The sequence below is a fragment of the Pseudomonas sp. CP-1 genome (genome assembly GCF_021213715.1).
Taxonomy (GTDB): domain Bacteria; phylum Pseudomonadota; class Gammaproteobacteria; order Pseudomonadales; family Pseudomonadaceae; genus Pseudomonas; species Pseudomonas aeruginosa.
The window spans coordinates 1-22168 of the sequence record NZ_JAJQKY010000011.1; the positions used below are offsets into that span (position 1 = coordinate 1).

Here is a 22168-nt window from a genome sequence, read left to right on the forward strand (position 1 = left end):
GAGGTCCTGCAGGTTGCGGCTTCCCTGCTGTTGCTGCTGGTCGAGGACCGCCGCCAGGTCCTGGAGGAACTGCCGGCCCTTCTGCTGTTGCTGCTGGTCGAGCAGCGCGACGAGGTCCTGCAGGTTGCGGCTTCCCTGCTGTTGCTGCTGGTCGAGGACCGCCGCCAGGTCCTGGAGGAACTGCCGGCCCTTCTGCTGTTGCTGCTGGTCGAGCAGCGCGGCCAGGTTCGGCAGGTTGCGGCCTCCCTGCTGTTGCTGCTGGTCGAGGACGGCGGCCAGGTCCTGAAGGAGCTGCCGGCCTTTCTGCTGCTGTTGTTGGTCAAGTAGAGACGCAAGGTTCTTCAGTGCCTGCGCTCCTCCTTGTTGTTGCTGCTGGTCGAGTAGTGCCACCAGATCCTCTAGCATGTTCGTCGCTCCTTTTTGCTGGCTGACCAGATAGACGAAGTCCTTCAACGTTCGTGTCGAAGGACTCCGGTTGGGTGAATCGGGCTTTAGCAGGTGCTCGAGACGCTCGGCTGCGCGGGCGAGCAGTGCGCTATCGATGGATGAGAGAAATTGCAGATCGTCCGAAGAGATTTCGTGCTCTGCCGAGCGAATGGCATCCTCGGGCGCCGACGCCAGGGCATGGGCCAGCTTCGGATCGAGCAGTGCGCGGGATAGCAAGCTGGAAATCATTTTCCTCACCGTCGGTGATCAACATCCTGTGATGTATTTCGGATTAGCCCACGCCATTGGGGCCTGCAAGCTCCAGGGAATTGACATTTCGCGATTAGATTTCATGCGAAAGGTTATTGCGTTCGAGTGATCGGCGGCGGCGGTATTTCCACTCTGCCGTCGGCTGCCGTTTTCACAGGACGGGGGGGAAATTGCAGAAAAAAGGAACTGTCGCCGGGGCGTCGCGGAACCTTCGTAGGCGTACCGTTCGTCGCCCATGGCGGCGTCCGTGGTCGATTGCATAGCGCTCACAGCTCTTGACAGCCCTTTCCGGCGGGGCTTATATGTCCGCCATCAGGTCATGCGCATCAGCGTCGATGTCGCGGGACCGAACCTAACGCATACGCACAGAGCAAATGGGCTCTCCCGGGGTTACCCGGGAGGGCCTTTTTTCGTCCCGAAAAAATAACAACAAGAGGTGATACCCATGCGTCACGGCGATATTTCCAGCAGCAACGACACCGTCGGAGTGGCGGTGGTCAACTACAAGATGCCGCGCCTGCACACCGCGGCGGAGGTCCTGGACAACGCCCGGAAGATCGCCGACATGATCGTCGGCATGAAGCAGGGCCTGCCCGGCATGGACCTGGTGGTGTTCCCCGAGTACAGCCTGCAGGGCATCATGTACGATCCGGCGGAGATGATGGAAACCGCGGTGGCGATCCCCGGCGAGGAAACCGAGATATTCTCCCGCGCCTGCCGCAAGGCCAATGTCTGGGGCGTATTCTCCCTCACCGGCGAACGGCACGAGGAGCATCCGCGCAAGGCGCCGTACAACACCCTGGTGCTGATCGACAACAACGGCGAGATCGTCCAGAAGTACCGCAAGATCATTCCCTGGTGCCCCATCGAGGGCTGGTATCCCGGTGGCCAGACCTACGTCAGCGAAGGGCCGAAGGGCATGAAGATCAGCCTGATCATCTGCGACGACGGCAACTACCCGGAAATCTGGCGCGACTGCGCGATGAAGGGCGCCGAGCTGATCGTGCGCTGCCAGGGCTACATGTACCCGGCCAAGGACCAGCAGGTGATGATGGCCAAGGCCATGGCCTGGGCCAACAACTGCTATGTGGCGGTGGCCAACGCCGCCGGCTTCGACGGCGTGTATTCCTACTTCGGCCACTCGGCGATCATCGGCTTCGACGGCCGTACCCTGGGCGAGTGCGGCGAGGAGGAAATGGGTATCCAGTACGCCCAGCTGTCGCTTTCGCAGATCCGCGATGCGCGCGCCAACGATCAGTCGCAGAACCACCTGTTCAAGATCCTCCACCGCGGCTACAGCGGCTTGCAGGCGTCCGGCGACGGTGACCGGGGCCTGGCGGAGTGTCCGTTCGAGTTCTACCGCACCTGGGTCACCGACGCCGAGAAGGCGCGCGACAATGTCGAGCGACTGACCCGCTCGTCCACCGGCGTGGCGCAATGCCCGGTCGGCCGGCTGCCCTACGAGGGACTGGAGAAGGAGGCCTGACGGCAGACGCCGCCAGCCCGGCGTGCCGTCGCGCGGCACGCCGTCTCCGCCATTTCCCCCTGTGGCAGAAGGAGTTTCATCCATGCCTTTTCTGAGCGACATGCTCGACCAGTCCCGCCGGCAGCAGGACGAGGAACAGGCCCTGGCGCGGGAGAATCTCGCCGAGGCGAGTCTGCTCCAGGCCCACCTGAGTCACCGCAGCGCCCTGCACAGCCGCTTCCGTTTCGACCCGGCGGCGGTGATGGACTGCCTGCGCGCCGAGGTACTCGGCCAGGAATCGGCGCTACAGGCCGTCGAGGACATGCTCAAGGTGGTTCGCGCGGACATCGCCGACCCGCGCCGTCCGCTGTTCAGCGCGCTGTTCCTCGGCCCCACCGGGGTCGGCAAGACCGAGATCGTGCGCGCCCTGGCCAGGGCCCTGCACGGCGACGCCGAGGGGTTCTGCCGGGTGGACATGAACACCCTGTCCCAGGAGCACTATGCCGCCGCCCTCACCGGTGCGCCGCCGGGCTACGTCGGGGCGAAGGAGGGCACCACCCTGTTGGAGCAGGACACGCTGGACGGCAGTCCCGGGCGCCCCGGCATCGTTCTCTTCGACGAACTGGAGAAGGCCAGCCCGGAAGTGGTCCATACGTTGCTCAACGTGCTCGACAACGGCCTGCTGCGGGTCGCTTCCGGCGAACGCACCTACCATTTCCGCAATACCCTGGTGTTCATGACCAGCAATCTCTGCGCCCATGAGATCCAGCGCTACGACGAGCGTCGCCAGCGCCTGCCCTGGCGCCTGCTGCCGGTCGGCGGCGAACGCCGGCGGCGGGACATCGACGGGATGGTCCGGGCCCGGCTGCTGAAGACCTTCTCGCCGGAGTTCGTCAATCGTCTCGATAGCGTGGTCACCTTCAACTGGATCGAACGCAACGTCGTCGCGCGCCTGGTCGAGTTGGAGGTGCAGCGGCTCAACCGGCGCCTGGAGAAGCATCGCTGCCGCCTGGAGGCGACCCCGGAGGTGCTGGCGAAGATCGCCCGCGCCGGCTTCGACCGGCAGTTCGGCGCCCGTGCGTTGCGCCGCAGCGTCCGTCATCATCTCGAGGTACCGCTGGCCGAGCATCTGCTCGACCACCACCAGCCGGGCGACGGGAACTGCACGACCTACCTGGCGAGCCTGGAGCACGAGCGGGTTCGCTTCGTGCGGCGCTGAGCGACAGTCACAGGAGAGGAAACGGATGGGATCGCATCAGGAGCGGCCGCTGATCGGCCTGCTGTTCTCCGAAACCGGCGTCACCGCCGATATCGAGCGCTCGCAGCGCTATGGCGCATTGCTCGCGGTCGAGCAACTGAACCGCGAGGGCGGCGTCGGCGGTCGCCCGATCGAAACGCTGTCCCAGGACCCCGGCGGCGATCCGGACCGCTATCGGCTGTGCGCCGAGGACTTCATTCGCAACCGGGGGGTACGGTTCCTCGTGGGCTGCTACATGTCGCATACGCGCAAGGCGGTGATGCCGGTGGTCGAGCGCGCCGACGCGCTGCTCTGCTACCCGACCCCCTACGAGGGCTTCGAGTATTCGCCGAACATCGTCTACGGCGGTCCGGCGCCGAACCAGAACAGTGCGCCGCTGGCGGCGTACCTGATCCGTCACTACGGCGAGCGGGTGGTGTTCATCGGCTCGGACTACATCTATCCGCGGGAAAGCAACCATGTGATGCGCCACCTGTACCGCCAGCACGGCGGCACGGTGCTCGAGGAAATCTACATTCCGCTGTATCCCTCCGACGACGACTTGCAGCGCGCCGTCGAGCGCATCTACCAGGCGCGCGCCGACGTGGTCTTCTCCACCGTGGTGGGCACCGGCACCGCCGAGCTGTATCGCGCCATCGCCCGTCGCTACGGCGATGGCAGGCGGCCGCCGATCGCCAGCCTGACCACCAGCGAGGCGGAGGTGGCGAAGATGGAGAGCGACGTGGCGGAGGGGCAGGTGGTGGTCGCGCCGTACTTCTCCAGCATCGATACGGCCGCCAGCCGCGCCTTCGTCCAGGCCTGCCATGGCTTCTTCCCGGAAAACGCGACCATCACCGCCTGGGCCGAGGCGGCCTACTGGCAGACCTTGTTGCTTGGCCGCGCCGCGCAGGCCGCAGGCAACTGGCGAGTGGAAGACGTGCAGCGGCACCTGTACGACATTTGCATCGACGCGCCGCAGGGGCCGGTCCGGGTGGAGCGCCAGAACAACCACAGCCGCCTGTCTTCGCGCATCGCGGAAATCGATGCGCGCGGCGTGTTCCAGGTCCGCTGGCAGTCGCCCGAACCGATTCGCCCCGATCCTTATGTCGTCGTGCATAACCTCGACGACTGGTCCGCCAGCATGGGCGGGGGAGCGCTCCCATGAGCGCCAACTCGCTGCTCGGCAGCCTGCGCGAGTTGCAGGTGCTGGTACTCAACCCGCCGGGGGAGGTCAGCGACGCCCTGGTCTTGCAACTGATCCGCATCGGTTGTTCGGTGCGCCAGTGCTGGCCGCCGCCGGAAGCCTTCGACGTGCCGGTGGACGTGGTCTTCACCAGCATTTTCCAGAATCGCCACCACGACGAGATCGCTGCGCTGCTCGCCGCCGGGACTCCGCGCACTACCCTGGTGGCGCTGGTGGAGTACGAAAGCCCCGCGGTGCTCTCGCAGATCATCGAACTGGAGTGCCACGGCGTGATCACCCAGCCGCTCGACGCCCACCGGGTGCTGCCTGTGCTGGTATCGGCGCGGCGCATCAGCGAGGAAATGGCGAAGCTGAAGCAGAAGACCGAGCAGCTCCAGGAACGCATTGCTGGCCAGGCCCGGATCAACCAGGCCAAGGCGTTGCTGATGCAGCGCCATGGCTGGGACGAGCGCGAGGCGCACCAGTACCTGTCACGGGAGGCGATGAAGCGACGCGAGCCGATCCTGAAGATCGCCCGGGAGTTGCTGGGAGACGAGCCGTCCGCCTGAGCGATACCGGCCTGTTTTCTGGCAACAGGCCGGGGCATGCCGATGTCGGAACGTTCGTCGAAGCATCTTCCTTGGGTTGCGGCGATTCTCTCCAAGTTCTTCGATTCTGTTTGGGAGTGGATCGTCTTCCGCAGGCGCTCGGGTAGAATTCGAAGCCGCTGTTCAGTGTAAATTTAATATGCCCGGAAGTTCGGTAGCGTTCGGGCGGGAAAGCGCAGGCTTGCCCTGGACAGACGCGGGGGCGGCGCGCCTGCGGGCCGTCGCTGTGCGAAGAGGCGCAGATGAACTGCGGCTCCCGCGGTTAGGGCTTCTCAATATTCCGGAGCTGGGTTTTCCTGCGCACTCATAACAGTTCTGAAATGAAAAGGTATTCGCTCTTCGAGAGTTGCGGAGCAATTCCGAATATAGCGTCGGCAAGCGATTTCCGTTTTTGCAACTTCTGCCTATATTCTGAGCGACTCGCTCTCGACTGAGCGTTTTCCATTGTTCGGCGACATTCCTTTCCCTGTTCGAGGCTCTTAATGAAACGACTTCGAGTTGCCGTTTCCTGCGCGCTGCTGGCGGCGCTGGTGGGTTGTTCCAATGGTCAGGTCAAGCCGGAAAACTACTCGGGCTTCATCGGTGACTATTCGATGCTGGCGCCTGCCACCGCGCCTTCCGGAGCGCCGCTCCTGCGCTGGGTAGACCCGCAGGCGGACGTGCGGCACTACCAGCGGATCTACATCGAGCCCAGCAGGTTCTATCCGGTCCCGAAACCGAACGACAAGGTTTCCGCGAAGACGCTTGCGGACATCACGACCTACTACGATCAGGCATTGCGCCGTGAGCTGGGCAAGAGCCTGCCGCTGGCCAGCGCCCCCGGCCCGGGTATCCTGGTGCTGAAACCGGCGATCACCGCAGTTTCCAGCCATACCCAGGGCCTACGGCCATACGAGGTCATCCCCATCGCGCTGATCGCTGCTGGGATGAGCACGGCGGTCGGAATTCGCGACCAGGATACCCAGATCGCCACCGAGGCCATGCTGCTCGACGGTGGGGACAACAAGGTATTGGCGAAGATGGTGCGCCAGGGCACCGGCAAGGCGCTGGACGATTCCGATCAGCCGATCACGGGAGACGATGTCAAGGCGGTGCTGGACGGTTGGGCGGCCGACATGCGCATGTCGTACGAGAAGACTCTCGGTTCTCGTCGATGACGGTCGGCGGGGAACTGGCTAAGCGTCCCCGCCGCCTTTTCCGACGCTAGCCGAGCGGCCAGTTGATCACCACGACGGCGTCGTTGTAGTCGTTGTCGGTGCTGTCTTCAGAGCCGACCAGGGCGAAGTTCAGCTCATTGGCCAGGATCACCTGCGCCGAAACCAGATCCGAAGAGCGGCCATTGACGCTGACCAGGATCTGCACCTTGCCGCCGCCGCCCGAGTTGAGCACCTTGCTGCCGATGATGCCGTTGTTGGTGCTTTGCCCGGTGAAGGTCGCGACGGTTTCGTTGTTGACCTGCACGTTCACCGTCTGGGTTCCGGCCGAGTTGGCGAAGGCGGTGACGCCGAACTGGGTGTTGGCGGGAAGGGTGAACACTCCTTGTGTTGCCATGATGTATCTCCACTGAATACCTGGCCTGCCTTTTCAGGCAGCCGTCTGGCGCGCGGTATGGCGTGTCGGGAGAGATCCGCAGTCCTTGGCGGCAGGCGATGCGCAGGCAGGAAGGACGCATCGTTCAGCCAATCTACGCCGTCGACCGGGCGCGACCACTGCTAGAGTTCGCAGGAGGGCTACAGGGGTGTCCTGGCACTGGCGATGCATGGCCCGGTGCCGGTCTATGGCAGCCGCCTGCCGGCCCGCTCGTTCGATTGTTACGCTGTCTGTAATGATCTATTGCCGATGCCGGCAGGCCAGGGGCGATTGTCTCGAAATATACTGCGTCACCTGGTCGCCGCAGCGGCGACGGCTACCCACTGGCCGTCGTCCGGGTCGCCGGTTCCATCCCGGCCGCGCCAACCCCCGCATTCAGGCCCCGCTGCGGCGACTGCATTCCCGCTGGATTCGAGGCTCGTACCCTATGACTCCCGATCAACGATTTGCCCGTTGGGTTCAAGTCGCTATCGCGGTATTCGTGTTGCTGTTCGTCTACTTCCTGGTCGCCGACCTGTGGATGCCGCTCACCCCGCAGGCCCAGTTGACCCGGCCGGTGGTGCGCGTCGCGCCGCGTGTCAGCGGTCAGGTCGCCGAGGTGCTGGTGTCCAACAACGGCCACGTGCAGCCCGGCGAAGTGTTGTTCCGCCTCGATCCCGAGCCGTTCCAACTGGCCGTGCGCCAGGCCGAACTGGCACTGGAGGAAGCCGAGCGCACCAACCGCGAGCTGGATGCCGCCATCGCCTCGGCCAAGGCCGACCTCCTGGCCGCGCGCAGCAGCGCCGGCGAGCTGGACAGCGAGGCGCGCCGCACCGCCCAACTGGTGCAGCGCCACCATGTGTCGCAGCAGATGCACGAGCAGGTCAGCGCCCAGGCCCAGGCCGCCCGTGCCCGGGTCGCCGCGGCCCAGGCGCGGATCGGCGAGCTGACCGCGCGACGCGGCACGGCCGGCGAGGACAACCTGCGCCTGCGCCAGGCGCGTAACGCCCTGGCCCAGGCCCGTCTGCAACTGCAATACAGCAGCGTCCGGGCCGACCGCGCCGGGACCCTGAGCAACCTGCAACTGACCCCGGGCACCTACGTTCCGGCCGGTACGCCGGTGGCGGCGCTGGTGGACGACCGCATCGACATCGTCGCCGACTTCCGCGAGAAATCGCTGCGCTACGTGCGCCCTGGCGACCGTGCGGCGGTGGTGTTCGACGCGCGTCCCGGCGAAGTGTTCGGCGCGCGGGTGGCGGCCATCGACGCCGGGGTCAAGGAGGGCCAGCTGGACGCCAACGGCGACCTCGCCGCGCCGGTCACCTCCGACCGCTGGGTCCGCGACGCTCAGCGCCAGCGCCTGCACGTGGTGCTCGACGAACTTCCCGAAGGCCTGCTGCCCACCGGTGCCAAGGCCACCGTGCAGCTCTATCCCGGCGACGGCCTGAGCCACCTGCTCGGTCGCGCGCAGATCGTCGCCATCAGCCTGCTGCACTACGTCTACTGACGCCATGCCGGCCAAGCTCGCGATGTCCGCCAACGACCTGCGTCAGTGCCTGCGCATCGCCGGCGGCGGCACCCTGGGGTTCTTCGTCTGCAAGCTGATGAACTGGGACTACGGCTCGTTCTTCGGCGTCTACCCGATGCTGCTGCTCGGCCTGACGCCGGTGATCAACCTGCACATCGTCCGCCAGTTCCTCGCCAACTCCGTGGTGATCAGCGTCGAGGTACTGGTGCTGTACGGGTTGTTCGGCGACCGGCCGCTGCTGATGACGCCTATCGTCTTCGGCCTCTTCGTCTACCGCTTCGCCCTGATGGCGCGCGGCCCGCTGTTCTTCTTCGGCGCACTGAGTTCGGTGTTCCTCTCGATGCTGCTGCACTTTGCCAGCTATCCGGACGTCGATCTGTTCGACATGCTCGCCAGCAACATGGTCGCCACCTGGCTGACGGTGGCCATCGCCGTGCTGATGTTCTACCTGTTCCCCGACGTCGAACCGCGGCCGCCGCGCCAGGCGCCGGCCAAGGACGCCCCCAGCCGGCGCCACGAGACGCTGCTCGGGGCCACGGTGGCGACCCTGTCCTTCGTGGTCTTCCAGACCTTCGACCTGAAGGACTCGCTGTCGGCGCAGATCGCCTCGATCTTGGTGTTGTTTCCCATGCACTGGAAGGGCGTGCACTTCGCCGGGCGCATCCGCGCCCTCGGTACGCTGCTCGGCTGTGCGCTGGCGGTGGGCTTGCAGGTGCTGCTCTACGATCACTACGACATCCTGCCCTTCGTCGCCCTGTTGCTGTGGATCTCGGCGATGTTCTGCGCGCGCATCCACATGCTGGAGAACGGCGTACCGGGGATCGGTTTCGGCGCGCTGACCACCCTGGCGATCGTCCTCGGCCAGTACCTGACGCCGACCCACGACATGATGTACAGCGTGCTCTACCGATTTACCTCGGTGTGCTTCGCGGTGCTGATCACGCTGATGACGGTGCTGGTGATCCACCTGTTCCTCAACCGCTTCGCCGCCACCCGGCACTACAGCCACTGAGGCCTCAGGCGCGCCGGCCCGGCCAGTTGACCAGCGCGACGCCGAGCATCACCAGCAGCATGCCGCCGATCGCCGCCGGCGCCAGGCGCTCGTCGAACAGTAGCCAGGAGGCCAGCGCGGTCACTGGCGGCACCAGGTAGAACAGGCTCGCCACCTTTGACGCGGCGCCATGCCGGATCAGCGTGTAGAGCAGGCCGACGGCGCCGAACGAGAGTCCCAGCACCAGCCAGCCGAGGGTCAGCACGAACGGCGTGCTCCACTGCACCTCGCGGCTTTCGAAAAGCAGCGCGGCGAGGCCGAGCAGGGCGCCGCTGGCCAGGTACTGGACGACGCCGCCGGTGCGCAGGTCCATGCCGCCGCAGAAGCGCTTCTGGTACAGCGTGCCGCAGGTGATCGCCGCCAGCGCCACCAGCACCGCGGCCCAGGCCAGGCCGTCGGCGCCACCGTGGATGCGGCCGAGCACCACCAGGGCTACGCCAGCCAGGCCGAGCGCCAGTCCCAGCCATTGCCGGCGGCTGACCCGCTCGCCGAGCCAGACGCCGGCCAGAGCCGCGGTAGCCAGCGGTTGCAGGCCGACCAACAGGGAGGTCAGGCCGGCCGACATGCCGTGCTCGATGGCGAGGAACACCCCGCCCAGGTACAGGCCATGGACCAGCAGGCCGGCGACCGCGACATGCCCGGCCAGCCGTGCCGAGCCCGGCCAGGGCGCACCGCTGAGCAGGGCGAAGGCGGCCAGCAGGGCGGCCGCGAGGAGCAGGCGGATGGCCAGGAAGGTGAAGGGCTCGGCGTACGGCAGGCCGAACTTGGCGCCGAGGAATCCAGTGCTCCAGAGCAGCACGAAGAGCAGCGGCATGCCGCTGCCGAGCCAGGCGGGTGTGCGCATGCAAGGTCCTCGTCGGGAGGTGGCGGGACGGTCGTGGCGCCCCGCGCGTGTCGGTGTCAGTCCAGCAGCGAGAGGCCTCGCTCCAGGTAGGCGCGCATTTCCGCCTCGGGCACCATGCCGCCGCCGGTGGCCCAGACCAGGTGGGTGGCATTGGCCAGGCGCGCCGAGGTCAGCCCCATGCGTTCGCGATAGCCCTGCGGCTCACGGGTGACCCGGGCGATGCCCGGCGCGCCGGCCAGGGCCGAGGGTTCCAGGCGGATGCCCTGGCTGCGCTCGAGCAAGGCGAGCAGGCGGAACAGTTCGTCGTCGTCCACCGTGTAGTAGCCGTCGAGCAGGCGCTGCATGGCGCGGCCGACGAAGCCCGACGGACGCCCCACCGCCAGGCCATCGGCGGCGGTGCGGTTGTCGATGCTGAAGTCCTGCACCGAAACCTGCTCGTGGCGGCCGGTATAGACGCCGAGGAACATGCAGGGCGAATGGGTCGGCTCGGCGAACAGGCAGTGCACCGCGTCGCCGAACGCCAGCTTGAGGCCGAAGGCCACCCCGCCGGGACCGCCGCCGACCCCGCAGGGCAGGTGGACGAACAGCGGGTGCTCGCTGTCGACGCGGATGCCGGCGGCGTCCAGCTGGCCGCGCAGTCGCTCGGCGGCGACGGCATAGCCGAGGAACAGGTCGCGGGAGTTTTCGTCGTCGACGAAGTGGGTGTAGGGATCGCCGGCCGCTTCGCGGCGGCCCTGTTCCACCGCGACACTGTAGTCGGAGGCGTACTCCACCACCGTCACGCCGTGGGCGCGCAGCTTGTCCTTCTTCCACTGGCGGGCGTCGGCGGACATGTGCACGCTGGCCTGGAAGCCCAGCGCGGCGCCGATGATGCCGATGGAAAGGCCCAGGTTGCCGGTGGAGCCCACGGCTATCCGGTGGCGGGCGAAGAATGCCCGGCAATCCGCCTCGGCCAGCCGCGAGTAGTCGTCGTCGAGGCCGACCAGGCCGTGCTCCAGGGCCAGGCGCTCGGTATGGGCGAGCACTTCATAGATGCCGCCGCGGGCCTTGATCGAGCCGGAGATCGGCAGGTGGCTATCGCGTTTCAGCCAGAGCCGGCCGGGCAGTTCGGCGGCGTAATGCTGGCGCAGGGCATCGTGGAAGGCGGCGACCTCGACCAGGTCGGACTCGATGATGCCGCCGCTGGCGGCGGTTTCCGGAAACAACCGGGCGATCAGCGGGGCGAAGCGCTGCAGGCGGGCGCTGGCGTCGGCCACGTCGGCGGCGCCGAGGCCGACGTCGGCCAGGGCTTCGGCGCTCGGCGCGATGGCCGGGTTGAACCACTCGCTCGGGCGCAGGGCGATCAGGTCGGCCAGGCGCGGGAATTCGGCGAGCCAGTCGGCCTTGGGTGTTCCGAGAGTCAACGGCAGTACTCCTGTGGCGGGTAGGGCGGCGAAGGCACAGAGGATATACGCCTGGCCGGCGTTTTTCCTCGTACCCGGCAGGCAAGGCAGAACGCCTCTGCGGCGAAAGGCTTTGCACACGCGAGAATGTGCCGCATGCTTGATATCTTGAACAAGCGATGCGTATTTTGTACGCGGCCGCCGCCCGGTGCGGCATCCGCGATACCAACAAGGATAAGAAGTCATGACTATCGAAGGCCAAGGCTCACTCGCCGAACGGCTGGCTGGAGTTGAAGAAATCGAATGCGTCACCCCCGACCTCAACGGGGTGCCGCGCGGCAAGGTGATGACCGGCGAGGGCTTCCTCAGCGGCCGGCGCCTGCAGCTCGCCCGTGGCGTACTGCTGCAATGCATCATGGGCGGCTACCCGCCGGCGCGCTTCTATGGCAGCGACGATGGCGACCTGGCGCTGGTCGCCGAGCCGACCCAGGTCCATCGCCTGCCCTGGAGCAACACTCCGCGCGCCTTCGCCATCTGCGACGCGCAGGAACTGGATGGCACGCCGTCCGGGTTGTCCACCCGCGGCCTGCTCAAGCAGGTGGTGGCGCGCTACGCCGCCCACGGCTGGCAACCGGTGGTGGCCACCGAACTGGAGTTCTTCGTCTTCGCCCCGAACACCGATCCCAACGAGCCGTTCCAGGCCCCGCTGGGGCCGGATGGCCGGCGTGAGCTGGGCTATTCGGCCTTCAGCGTGTCTTCCAACAACGGCCTGCGGCCGTTCTTCGAGGACGTTTACCGCTGCATGGATGCGCTGGGCCTGGTGCGCGACACCTTCATGCACGAGATGGGCACCAGCCAGTTCGAGATCAACTTCCTGCATGGCGACCCGGTGCTGCTGGCCGACCAGACTTTCCTGTTCAAGCACCTGCTCAAGGAGGTCGCGCTCAAGCACGGCCTGATCGTGGTGTGCATGGCCAAGCCGCTGGCGAAGACGCCGGGCAGCTCGATGCACATCCACCAGAGCATCGTCGAACTGGACGGCGGGCGAAACATCTTCAGCGAAGCCGATGGCGAGCCTTCCGCCGCGTTCCGCCACTTCATCGGCGGCCAGCAGGCCTGCCTGGCGGACTTCACGCCCTTCTTCGCGCCGCACGTGAACTCCTTCCAGCGCCTCTGCCATCCCTACGCTTCGCCGAACAACGCCTGCTGGTCCCACGATAACCGCGCCGCCGGCCTGCGCATCCCGGCCAGCGGACCGTCCGCGCGGCGCGTCGAGAATCGCCTGCCGGGCGCCGACGCCAACCCTTACCTGGCCATCGCCGCCAGCCTGGCCGCCGGCCTCTACGGCCTGGAGCACGAACTGGAGCCGAGCCCGGCGATCCAGGGCGAGTTCGAGGTGCCGGAGGAACTGACCCTGCCCTGCACCATGTACGATGCCCTGCGGCGCCTGAAAGGCAGCGCGCTGGCGCGCGAACTGTTCGGCAGCGAGTTCGTCGAAGGCTACGTGGCGACCAAGAGCATGGAACTGACCAGCTTCTTCGACGAGATCAGCCCCTGGGAGCGTCGTGTCCTGGCAGCCCAGGCCTGATCCACCGTGGTACTTTCCTAGCCCTGTGTCACCCCCTGCCGCCTCGCGGCGGCAGGGTCGTGGTGTCGGGTGCCGGCTTCGGCATCCCGCGTCCTGTCCCGGGGCCTCCCCGGGACTCCAACGCTGTGCGAGCCGGGCAGTCCGCGAGCGGCGCCGGCTCCCTTGTACGGGACCGGAGGTCCGATGCGGCGGATTTTCTTCTCTTTTCGCGCTCTCTATTTCGCTACCCTGCTGATGCTCACCGGCTCCGGCCTGCTCAGCACCTACCTGGCGCTGCGCCTGGCGGCGGACAAGGTCGACGGCCTGTGGGTCGGCGCGCTGATGGCAGCCAACTACTTCGGCCTGGTGCTGGGCGGCAAGGTCGGTCACCGGCTGATCGCCCGGGTCGGCCACATCCGCGCCTACGTCGCCTGCGCCGGGGTGGTCACCGCCGCGGTCCTCGGCCATGGCCTGCTGCCCTGGCTGCCGGCGTGGATCGCCTTGCGCATGGTGATGGGCCTGGGCCTGATGTGCCAGTACATGGTGATCGAGAGCTGGCTCAACGAGCAGGCCGATGCCAGCCAGCGCGGCGCGGTGTTCGGCGGCTACATGGCGGCTTCCTACCTGGGCCTGGTGCTCGGCCAGATGATCCTGGTGGCGCATCCGCAACTGGGGCCGGAATTGCTGATGCTGGTGGCCTTCTGTTTCGCCCTGTGCCTGGTGCCGCTGGCCCTGACCCACAAGATCCACCCCGCGGCGCTGCGCCCGGCGCCGCTCGAACCACGTTTCTTCATCCGCCGGGTGCCGCAGTCGCTGACCACCGTATTGGTCTCGGGGCTGGTGGTCGGCTCCTTCTATGGCCTGGCGCCGCTGTACGCCAACCAGTTGGGGTTGCCCAACGAGGAGGTCGGCCTGTACATGGGCGCCTGCATCTTCGCCGGGCTGCTGGTGCAGTGGCCGCTCGGCTGGCTGTCCGACCGTCGCGACCGCGCCTGGCTGATCCGCGCCTGCGCCATCCTGCTGTGCCTGTTCGCCTTGCCGCTGGCATTGTTGCAACAGATGCCGCTGGCGTTGCTGCTGGCCCTGGGAATCGCCGCGAGCATGTTGCAGTTCACCCTCTATCCGCTGGCAGTGGCCTTTTCCAACGACCATGTGGAGACCGAGCGACGGGTTTCGCTGACCGCCATGCTGCTGGTGACCTTCGGCGTCGGCGCCTGCATCGGGCCGCTGGCGGCCGGCGCGCTGATGCGGCTGTTTGGCGCTAACATGCTATATGCGTTCGTCAGCGCCTGCGCGCTGATCCTGGTCTGGCGGGTCCATCCGGAGAAGGTCAGCGGCCTGCACCGGGTCGACGACGCGCCGCTGCACCACGTGCCGACCCCGGACAACATGACCAGCTCCCCGCTGGTCGCGGCGCTCGACCCGCGGGTAGACGAACAGGCGGTGCAGGAACAGATGGTCGATGGCGAGCCCGACGCGCCGCAGGCCGACGGCGCGATGCAGAACTGAATTCCGCTCGCCGCGGGAGCCGATAGGCAGGAGAGGTTGCGATGAGTCCGACGCTTTCCCTTCACCTGATGGTGCGCAACCTGCCGCCAGGGCAGCGGCGGCCGAAGATCGCCCAGGCCATCGGCGAGGAGAGCGCGGGACGCTTGCAGCGGGTATTGCTGGAACGCGCCCTGCGCCTGCCCGATCGCGGTTTCAGTGCCCGCATCCTCTGGTTCGACGACGATCTGGACAGCGATCTGCAGGCGCTGGCGGTGGCGTTGGGCTGGAGCCTGATGAGCCAGCCGGCCGGCGATCCCGGCGAGCGCATGCGGCGTATCGCGGCGCTAGGGTTGGCGGAAAGCGAGGCGGTACTGCTGATTCGGCACGACTGCCCGGTGCTGGACGGCGACTACCTGGAAGCGGCCTGCACCGCCCTGGGCCGCCACCAGGCGGTGCTGGGGCCGGTGGAGCGGGGCGGCTACGCGCTGCTCGGCCTGACCCGGGTCGACCCGCTGTTGTTCGAAGCGATGCCCTGGGGCGGAGACCGCCTGCTGGCGCTGACCTGCGAGCGTCTCCGGCAACTGGGCTGGGAGCATCACCTGCTGCCGGCGCTCTGGGACGTCGACCGTCCCGAGGACCTGCCGCGCCTGGCGGCGCTGGGAGTGGTCCTGTGAGACTCAGAACAGTTCGTCTTTCTCGAAGCGCCGGGCTTCGCGTTGCAACTGGTAGACGAAGCGATCCACCTGGCGCTGGGCGAGGCCGCTCATCTCGCTGAAGCGGACGCCGGCGAAGGTCGCGTCGAGCTTTTCGTCGAAACGCACGTGACGCAGTTCGATCGCGCTGCTGATCGCGCCCTGTGGCAACTGGGCGCTGAAGTCTTCGTAGATCTCGCCGGGATGCAGGCGTTCGGCGACATTGCCGGCGAAGCGCAGCTTGGCGCCGGTGGCGGAGATATCCAGCAGTTGTCCGCTCAGCGGCGCGCGGAGTTTCTCCCCGGCGATTTCCGCGGCGATCGGCTGGCTCTGCTTGATGCTGGCGCGGTAGGCGTTGCGGCGCTGGTGGTAGAGCACTTCGGCGGGAAGGGCGGCCCAGTAGCAGGGGACGCCGTCGTGTTCGCCGAACTGCACCGGGCGCTCGCATTCCCAGGCGATACGCACGCCTTCGTGGAAGGCTTCGACGCGAAACGCCTCGCCGTTCTGCAGGAAACGTTCGCCGGTGTTGGGGATGAGTTCGTCCAGCGCGACCATCCCGCGGTCGCGGTCGATGTCCACCAGGAAGCTCTGGAAGCGCTGGTTGCGATCGGCAAAGGTGATCAGCAGGGAGTCGCGGCTATCCTGCAGTAGGCGCAGGTTGGCCTGGATTTCCACGGGGGCCTTGAGCACCTTCGGGGGTTGCGGCCCCGCTTCTTCGACGAACGGGTTGGGCACCTTCAATGCTCTCCTGGGGCACGAATGCCTCAATGATAGCACTGTGCCTTGATACGTGTGCTGGTCGGGTTCAGGCCTGGCTGAGCGGGCGTTGCCGGCTGCTCGAGGCGGTGCCGCCGCGGCTGTCGTACAGGCTAGGGGCGTCCTGGCCGCGGAGGATGTTCAGCAGGCTGCCGGTGGAAGCCTGGTTGGCGCGGATGATCCGCCCGTTGCGCAGGTTGGCCTGCTGGCAACGCTCCAGCAGTTCGCCCAGTTCGTCGCCGCGCGCCAGCAGCTCGGCGCCATCCGCACGCTCGCGGGCGTAGCGGGCAAGGCCTTCGCGGTCGAGGGAAACGCCGGCTTCGCGGAGGATTTCCGCGCGGGCCCGGCCATTTCGCTCCAGTTGCTGCATCAGTGGCTGCTTGGCCCCGAGAAGCTGTTGCAGGACCGGCAGTTCGCGCCGTTCCAGGGCCTGGAATTCTTCGTCGACCAACTGCAGGAGTTGGCTGGCGTGGCCGATATCCTCGGCGAACAGATCGAGCAGGGTAGGGGAGTCAGGCATCTCGGGCTCGGGAGTTCATTCGGCGTCCAATGTCCTCCAGCGCGTCCTTCGAGGTCAGCGCTGGGATTCGAAGTCGAGCAGCTTGCTGGCAACACGCTCGCTGTCGACTTGATAAGTGCCATCGGCGATCGCTTGCTTGATCCGGGCAACCTTATCGTTGTCGACCACCGGCAGGGTCTGCAGCTGGTCCGTGACTTTCTGCATGTTCTGGGCGGTTTCGCTGATCTGCACCGACTCGCCGCTCTTCGGAGCGGAAGTCGCGGCCTGGCCTGCCTTGTCGGCGCCAGTGGCGTCGGGACGCCCCGCGGCGGTGCTGCCGGTACGGCCGGTGGTGGCTGGCGTGCTGCCGGGATTCAGCCGGTTGAAGTCGATGACCATGGTTGTAAACCTCGAAGGTATTGGACGCTTGCCTAGCTTTTCGGCGAAGGCTTGAAAAACTTTAGGACTTATTTTCGTGCGTCGTTTCCCAGTTTAGAGAAACCCGCCGGGGTAGCGCCAGCGCTACCGGCCACGGCTTTCCCTCTACATATTCACCTCGACCGTGCCGGGTTCTATCACGCGGGCCTTGATTATCCGCTGCGAGCGCAGGTTGCGCACGCGGATCTGCTGGCCCGGGGCGCCATCGGACAGCGCCTCGCCGGGCATCTTGACGTTGATGGTGGCGGTGCGTGCGAGGATCACCACCTGGTCGCCCTTGCGCACGGCCTCGGCCTGCTCGAGGAAGACCGGCGCCAGCACCTGGTCGTTGACCACCGGTCGGCGCAGCTTCTGCCCGACGACGCGGGCCGGATCGGTCAGGTAGCCCTGGGTCAGCAGGCCGACGTCGCGCTCGACCAGGGCGATGTCGGCATCCTCCAGCACGTGCGCGCGCTTGAGTGGCTGCACCGCGACCACTACCTGGCGGAACAGTTTCACCTGGGCCGGCATGAAGATGGTCCAGGGCGCACTGCCTTCGCAACCGATGCGCACGGTGACCCTGCCGATCGGTTGTGCCGGACTCTCCTGGCTGAGCGTCAAGTCCCTGTCGCATTCGGCCAGGCGCAAGCGCGGGTCGACGCGATTGACCTGAATCTGGTAGCGCCCGTCGAGTCCGCTATTCTGCAGATATTCTTCTACCTTGAATTCAAGAAACCCCTGGGTGGAGCCGATAAGTACCTCGGGAGCGGTAAAACCCTGGGCCTGGCTGTTGTTAGCCGCGCACAGGTAGCCGAGCCCGAGCAAAACGGGTAAAAACCGTAGAGAAGTATGGCTACGGGCCATTATTCGTCGAAAAACTGTCGTTGCCTGTTTCATGCAACGGGTTAAGCAATGGTCGTGCCGGAGTCCGGTACGACCGTCTGAGGGGAGCGCCAATGGCCGGTGTTTTGGATTCAGTCAACCAGCGTACGCAGTTGGTCGGACAGAACCGTCTGGAGCTGCTTCTGTTCCGTCTGGACGGTAACCAGCTCTACGGCATCAACGTGTTCAAGGTGAAAGAGGTGTTGCAATGCCCGCGCCTGACGGTGATGCCCAAGTCCAGCCCGGTGGTGCGCGGGGTGGCGAACATCCGTGGAGGCACCATTCCGATCCTCGACCTGGCGCTGGCCACCGGCCGCCGCGGGTTGCAGGACCTGACCAACAGCTTCGCGATCATCACCGAGTACAACACCAAGGTGCAGGGCTTCCTGGTGCGCTCGGTGGAGCGCATCGTCAACATGAACTGGGAAGAGATCCATCCGCCACCCAAGGGCGCCGGCCGCGAGCATTACCTGACCGCGGTGACCCGGGTGGACAAGCAGTTGGTGGAAATCATCGACGTGGAAAAAGTGCTCGCGGAGGTCGCACCGACGTCCGAGGAAGTGTCCCACGGCGTGGTGGACGCCGAGACCCAGAGCCGCGCGGTGACCAAGCGGGTGCTGGTGGTGGACGATTCGTCGGTGGCGCGCAAGCAGGTGACCCGTTGCCTGGAGGCGGTCGGCGTGGAAATGACCGCGCTCAACGACGGGCGCCAAGCCCTGGAGTACCTGCAGAACATGCTCGCCGAGGGACGGCGTCCGGAAGACGAGCTGCTGATGCTGATCTCCGACATCGAAATGCCGGAAATGGACGGTTATACCCTGACGGCGGAAATCCGTAGCGATCCCCGCCTGCAGAAACTGCACATTCTCTTGCATACTTCGTTGTCCGGGGTCTTCAACCAGGCGATGGTGAAGAAGGTCGGTGCGGACGACTTCCTCGCCAAGTTCCGTCCGGACGATCTGGCGGCGCGGGTGGTGGAGCGGATCAAGGCGGTGGACGCGGGCTGAGCGATCGGCCCTCGACAACAATGTGAATACGGGCGACCGGCTGCGTTCCGGTTGCCCAGGGCGAAGAGGCTTATGCGTGTCGGCAGCTAATGCGGATTTCGAGTTGTTCAGGGTCTTCCTCGAGAAGACCTGCGGCATTGTGCTGGGCAGCAACAAGCAGTACCTGGTCTCGAGCCGGCTGAACAAGCTGATGGAGCAGCAGGGCATCAAGAGCCTGGGAGAGCTGGTGCAGCGCATCCAGACCCAGCGCGGCGGCCTGCGCGAGATGGTGGTGGACGCGATGACCACCAACGAGACCCTGTGGTTTCGCGATACCTACCCGTTCGAGGTGCTCAAGCAGCGGGTTCTTCCCGAACTGATCAAGGCCAACGGCGGGCAGCGCCTGCGGATCTGGTCGGCGGCCTGTTCGTCCGGCCAGGAGCCGTACTCGCTGTCGATGGCCATCGACGAGTTCGAGAAGACCAACCTGGGGCAGTTGAAGGCGGGTGTGCAGATCGTCGCCACCGACCTGTCGGGGTCGATGCTCACCGCCGCCAAGGCCGGTGAATACGACACCCTGGCGATGGGCCGCGGCCTGTCCCCGGAGCGTCTGCAACGCTATTTCGACGCCAAGGGACCGGGGCGCTGGGCGGTCAAGCCGGCGATCCGCAGCCGCGTCGAGTTCCGCGCCCTGAACCTGCTGGACAGCTACGCCAGCCTCGGCAAGTTCGACATGGTGTTCTGCCGCAACGTGCTGATCTATTTCTCCGCCGAGGTGAAGCGCGACATCCTGCTGCGCATCCATGGCACGCTCAAGCCTGGCGGCTACCTGTTCCTCGGCGCCTCCGAGGCGTTGAACAACCTGCCCGACCACTACCAGATGGTGCAGTGCAGCCCGGGCATCATCTACCGGGCCAAGTAGCGCAAGGAAGCGGACCCGCGCCAGGTTGCGCCGGGGGTGACCTGGCAGCCTGGCGCGGGTCCGCTTGGGACGGGCAGGTGGGACGAGACTTTCGCCCACTGCCCAGGCTCCGAGCGCCACGCGCGGCGGCGCCGTCGCAGCCCGCTCGGCACAGGACGGCTGGCTCGGAGCGGGGCAGTTTAGGACTGCGCGATCTAGTTGTATTGACAGATATTTCTGATAGTCAGGTGATCTGGCAAGTTGCCGCTTTGCCGGGGAACTGCTTACATGATTCAAGCGTTCCCTCGATCCGCCACGCCTACCAGGAGACTTCCATGGCCGTCACTGCGCTGCCCTCGGCCGATGGGCAAGAGTTGACCATCCAGATCCAGGGGCGCTTCGACTTCGGGGCCCATCAGGATTTCCGCGACGCCTACGAGCGCGTCGCGATCACTCCGCGACGCTATGTCGTCGACCTGCGCAACGCCACCTACCTGGACAGCTCGGCCCTCGGCATGCTCCTGCTGCTGCGCGACCACGCCGGCGGCGAGAACGCGCAGATCAGCCTGGCGAACTGCAGCCCGGAAGTGCGCAAGATCCTCGCCATCTCCAACTTCGAGCAGTTGTTCAAGATCAGCTGAGATGAATCCCCCGGCGGCGCGGATCGAGAGCCTGACGATTCTCATCGCCGAGGACAACGCGGCCGACCGCCTGCTGCTGTCGACCATCGTCAGCCGCCAGGGGCACCGCGTGCTGACCGCCGGCAACGGCCTGGAGGCGGTGGCGCTGTTCGAGACCGAGCGGCCGCAACTGGTCCTGATGGACGTGATGATGCCGGTGATGGACGGCTTCGAGGCGGCCCGGCGGATCAAGCAGCAGGCTGGCGAAGAGCTGGTGCCGATCATCTTCCTCACCTCCCTCAGCGAAACCGAGGCGCTGGTGCAGAGCCTGGAGGCGGGCGGCGACGATTTCCTCTCCAAGCCGTACAACCGGGTGATCCTCGAAGCCAAGATCAACGCCATGGGACGCCTGCACCTGCTGCAACGAACGGTGCTGGAGCAGCGCGACCTGATCGTCCGGCACAACGAGCACCTGCTCAACGAACAGCGGGTGGCCAAGGCGGTGTTCGACAAGGTGGCCCATTCCGGCTGCCTGAACGCCAGCAACGTGCGCTACCTGCAATCGCCCCTCGCGCTGTTCAACGGCGACCTGCTGCTGGCCGCCTACAAGCCGTCCGGCGGCATGCACGTGCTGCTCGGCGACTTCACCGGCCACGGCCTGCCGGCGGCGATCGGCGCGATGCCGCTGGCCGAGGTGTTCTACGGGATGACCGCCAAGGGCTATCCGATGTCCGACATCCTCCGCGAGATGAACGCCAAGCTGAAGCGCATCCTGCCGGTCGGCGTGTTCTGCTGCGCCACCTTGCTCAACCTGAGCTTCCAGCGCGAACTGGTGGAGGTCTGGAACGGCGGCTTGCCGGACGGCTACCTGCTGCGCGCCGCCAGCGGCGAGCGGGTCGCCCTGGTGTCCCGCCACCTGCCGCTGGGAATCCTCGAGCCGGCGGCGTTCAGCGACCGTTGCGAAACCTATCCGCTGGATATCGAAGATCGGATATTCCTGTTTTCCGACGGTGTCCTCGAGGCCAGCAACAAGGCTGGCGAGATGTTCGGCGAGGCGCGGCTGCTCCAGCTGTTCGAGCACAATCGCCAGCCGTCCGCGCTGTTCGACGAGATCCAGCGCAGCCTGGCGCAGTTCCGCGGCGCGGTGCAGGACGACGTGAGCATGCTCGAGGTGCGCCTGCAGCCGGATAGCGGCCTGCAATGCCCGCCGCTGGCGTTTTCCGATAGCGGCGTGAGCAGTCCGCTGGACTGGTCGGTGAGCTTCGAATTCCGCGCCGAAACCCTCAAGCACTTCAACCCGTTGCCCCATGTACTGCAACTGCTGCTCGAGGTCCACGACCTGCGCGCGCGCGGCGGCGCGCTGTATACGGTACTCGCCGAACTCTACTCGAACGCCCTGGAACATGGCGTCATCGGCCTCGATTCGACGATGAAGAGCGACGCGGCGGGATTCGCCCGCTATTACCAGGAGCGGGTCAGCCGCCTGCAGGCCTTGCGCGACGGGTACGTGCGGCTGCACCTGGACCTGGCGCCGCATGGCGCGGGGGGGCGTCTGCTGGTGCGGGTCGAGGACAGCGGCGAAGGTTTCGACGTGGAGCGCGCGCTGAATGCCGTGGAGCGTCAGGAACGCCTCTGCGGCAGGGGTTTGCGCCTGATCCGCGAATTGTCCGATCGTTGCCAGTGGTCGGCCGACGGAAAGGTGGTGTCCGTGGAGTTTTTCTGGTCGCCTCAGGCATAATCGCGCTTTCGTCGCGGTGCTCCTAATGGGTAGGGCATCGGAAGTCGACTTCAGGGAGC

General features: G+C 66.2%; 22 protein-coding genes. 14 read left to right on the forward strand and 8 right to left on the reverse strand.

Annotation, left to right across the window (positions count from 1 at the left end; translation table 11 throughout):
- A partial coding sequence (locus LT948_RS20725; protein ID WP_442964591.1) for a hypothetical protein occupies positions 1–675 on the reverse strand: 675 nt, incomplete at its 3' end.
- A gap of 466 nt (positions 676–1141) precedes the next feature.
- On the opposite strand from LT948_RS20725, the gene LT948_RS20730 reads away from it, so the two are divergent.
- The 5 genes from LT948_RS20730 (at position 1142) to LT948_RS20750 (ending at position 6346) form a co-directional block, all read left to right on the forward strand.
- On the forward strand, positions 1142–2182 hold the full coding sequence (locus tag LT948_RS20730) for an aliphatic amidase (protein ID WP_021265099.1): 1041 nt from the start codon (positions 1142–1144) through the stop codon (positions 2180–2182).
- A gap of 82 nt (positions 2183–2264) precedes the next feature.
- Positions 2265–3380 carry an AAA family ATPase gene (locus LT948_RS20735; protein ID WP_021265098.1) on the forward strand — a complete coding sequence of 372 codons (1116 nt, stop codon included), beginning with the start codon at positions 2265–2267 and terminating at the stop codon, positions 3378–3380.
- A 25-nt stretch (positions 3381–3405) separates the two neighbouring features.
- Positions 3406–4563, forward strand: coding sequence for an aliphatic amidase expression-regulating protein AmiC (amiC, locus tag LT948_RS20740; protein WP_033995023.1), 1158 nt, complete (start codon positions 3406–3408; stop codon positions 4561–4563).
- The gene (gene amiR / locus LT948_RS20745; RefSeq protein ID WP_003091749.1) at positions 4560–5150 is read left to right on the forward strand and encodes a transcriptional antitermination factor AmiR; all 591 of its coding nucleotides are present in this window, start codon (positions 4560–4562) and stop codon (positions 5148–5150) included. The genes amiC and amiR overlap by 4 nt, the downstream gene beginning before the upstream one ends.
- 521 nt (positions 5151–5671) lie before the next feature.
- Positions 5672–6346, forward strand: coding sequence for a DUF3313 domain-containing protein (locus LT948_RS20750; RefSeq protein ID WP_015502570.1), 675 nt, complete (start codon positions 5672–5674; stop codon positions 6344–6346).
- Positions 6347–6392: 46 nt separating this feature from the next.
- Here the strand turns inward: LT948_RS20750 and LT948_RS20755 are convergent, their stop codons facing one another.
- On the reverse strand, positions 6393–6740 hold the full coding sequence (locus LT948_RS20755) for a fucose-binding lectin II (RefSeq protein ID WP_003091745.1): 348 nt from the start codon (positions 6738–6740) through the stop codon (positions 6393–6395).
- 466 nt (positions 6741–7206) lie between these two features.
- Here LT948_RS20755 and LT948_RS20760 point away from each other — a divergent pair, with 466 nt between their 5' ends.
- Positions 7207–8265, forward strand: coding sequence for an HlyD family secretion protein (locus tag LT948_RS20760; RefSeq protein WP_003091742.1), 1059 nt, complete (start codon positions 7207–7209; stop codon positions 8263–8265).
- Positions 8266–8287: 22 nt separating this feature from the next.
- Positions 8288–9298: a DUF2955 domain-containing protein gene (locus LT948_RS20765; RefSeq protein WP_003119630.1), complete on the forward strand. Its 1011-nt coding sequence runs from the start codon at positions 8288–8290 to the stop codon at positions 9296–9298.
- A 4-nt stretch (positions 9299–9302) separates the two neighbouring features.
- Here the strand turns inward: LT948_RS20765 and LT948_RS20770 are convergent, their stop codons facing one another.
- Together LT948_RS20770 and dsdA are read right to left on the reverse strand one after the other, a co-directional pair.
- Positions 9303–10181: a DMT family transporter gene (locus LT948_RS20770; protein WP_022579679.1), complete on the reverse strand. Its 879-nt coding sequence runs from the start codon at positions 10179–10181 to the stop codon at positions 9303–9305.
- A gap of 56 nt (positions 10182–10237) precedes the next feature.
- Positions 10238–11584 (reverse strand): D-serine ammonia-lyase, encoded by a 1347-nt coding sequence (gene dsdA / locus LT948_RS20775; RefSeq protein ID WP_073656905.1) that lies wholly within the window; start codon positions 11582–11584, stop codon positions 10238–10240.
- Between the two features lie 325 nt (positions 11585–11909).
- Here dsdA and LT948_RS20780 point away from each other — a divergent pair, with 325 nt between their 5' ends.
- The 3 genes from LT948_RS20780 (at position 11910) to LT948_RS20790 (ending at position 15292) form a co-directional block, all read left to right on the forward strand.
- Positions 11910–13151, forward strand: a complete 1242-nt coding sequence (locus LT948_RS20780; protein ID WP_073647204.1) for a glutamine synthetase family protein — start codon at positions 11910–11912, stop codon at positions 13149–13151.
- A gap of 183 nt (positions 13152–13334) precedes the next feature.
- Entirely contained in the window at positions 13335–14639 is a 1305-nt protein-coding gene (locus LT948_RS20785; RefSeq protein ID WP_009313683.1) for an MFS transporter, read from the forward strand.
- Between the two features lie 41 nt (positions 14640–14680).
- Positions 14681–15292 (forward strand): TIGR04282 family arsenosugar biosynthesis glycosyltransferase, encoded by a 612-nt coding sequence (locus tag LT948_RS20790; protein ID WP_003109303.1) that lies wholly within the window; start codon positions 14681–14683, stop codon positions 15290–15292.
- Positions 15293–15295: 3 nt separating this feature from the next.
- Here LT948_RS20790 and flgZ read toward each other — a convergent pair whose 3' ends face one another.
- The 4 genes from flgZ to flgA all read right to left on the reverse strand — a co-directional run bounded on the left by flgZ (position 15296) and on the right by flgA (position 17807).
- Positions 15296–16087: a flagellar brake protein FlgZ gene (gene flgZ, locus LT948_RS20795; RefSeq protein WP_003119635.1), complete on the reverse strand. Its 792-nt coding sequence runs from the start codon at positions 16085–16087 to the stop codon at positions 15296–15298.
- Between the two features lie 28 nt (positions 16088–16115).
- A complete protein-coding gene (locus LT948_RS20800; protein WP_003091733.1) occupies positions 16116–16586 on the reverse strand; it encodes a flagella synthesis protein FlgN in 471 nt (156 codons plus the stop codon).
- Between the two features lie 54 nt (positions 16587–16640).
- Positions 16641–16964, reverse strand: a complete 324-nt coding sequence (gene flgM / locus LT948_RS20805; protein WP_003098742.1) for a flagellar biosynthesis anti-sigma factor FlgM — start codon at positions 16962–16964, stop codon at positions 16641–16643.
- A gap of 144 nt (positions 16965–17108) precedes the next feature.
- Positions 17109–17807 (reverse strand): flagellar basal body P-ring formation chaperone FlgA, encoded by a 699-nt coding sequence (flgA, locus tag LT948_RS20810; RefSeq protein WP_009876846.1) that lies wholly within the window; start codon positions 17805–17807, stop codon positions 17109–17111.
- Between the two features lie 131 nt (positions 17808–17938).
- Here flgA and LT948_RS20815 point away from each other — a divergent pair, with 131 nt between their 5' ends.
- The 4 genes from LT948_RS20815 to hsbR all read left to right on the forward strand — a co-directional run bounded on the left by LT948_RS20815 (position 17939) and on the right by hsbR (position 22109).
- Complete coding sequence (locus LT948_RS20815) at positions 17939–18871, forward strand: chemotaxis protein CheV (protein WP_003091730.1); 933 nt, start codon at positions 17939–17941, stop codon at positions 18869–18871.
- Between the two features lie 76 nt (positions 18872–18947).
- Complete coding sequence (cheR, locus tag LT948_RS20820) at positions 18948–19772, forward strand: protein-glutamate O-methyltransferase CheR (protein WP_003091728.1); 825 nt, start codon at positions 18948–18950, stop codon at positions 19770–19772.
- 314 nt (positions 19773–20086) lie between these two features.
- Positions 20087–20392, forward strand: coding sequence for an anti-anti sigma factor HsbA (gene hsbA, locus LT948_RS20825; RefSeq protein WP_073657388.1), 306 nt, complete (start codon positions 20087–20089; stop codon positions 20390–20392).
- Between the two features lies 1 nt (position 20393).
- Positions 20394–22109 carry a two-component system response regulator HsbR gene (gene hsbR, locus LT948_RS20830; RefSeq protein ID WP_023091505.1) on the forward strand — a complete coding sequence of 572 codons (1716 nt, stop codon included), beginning with the start codon at positions 20394–20396 and terminating at the stop codon, positions 22107–22109.
- Positions 22110–22168 lie beyond the last annotated feature (59 nt).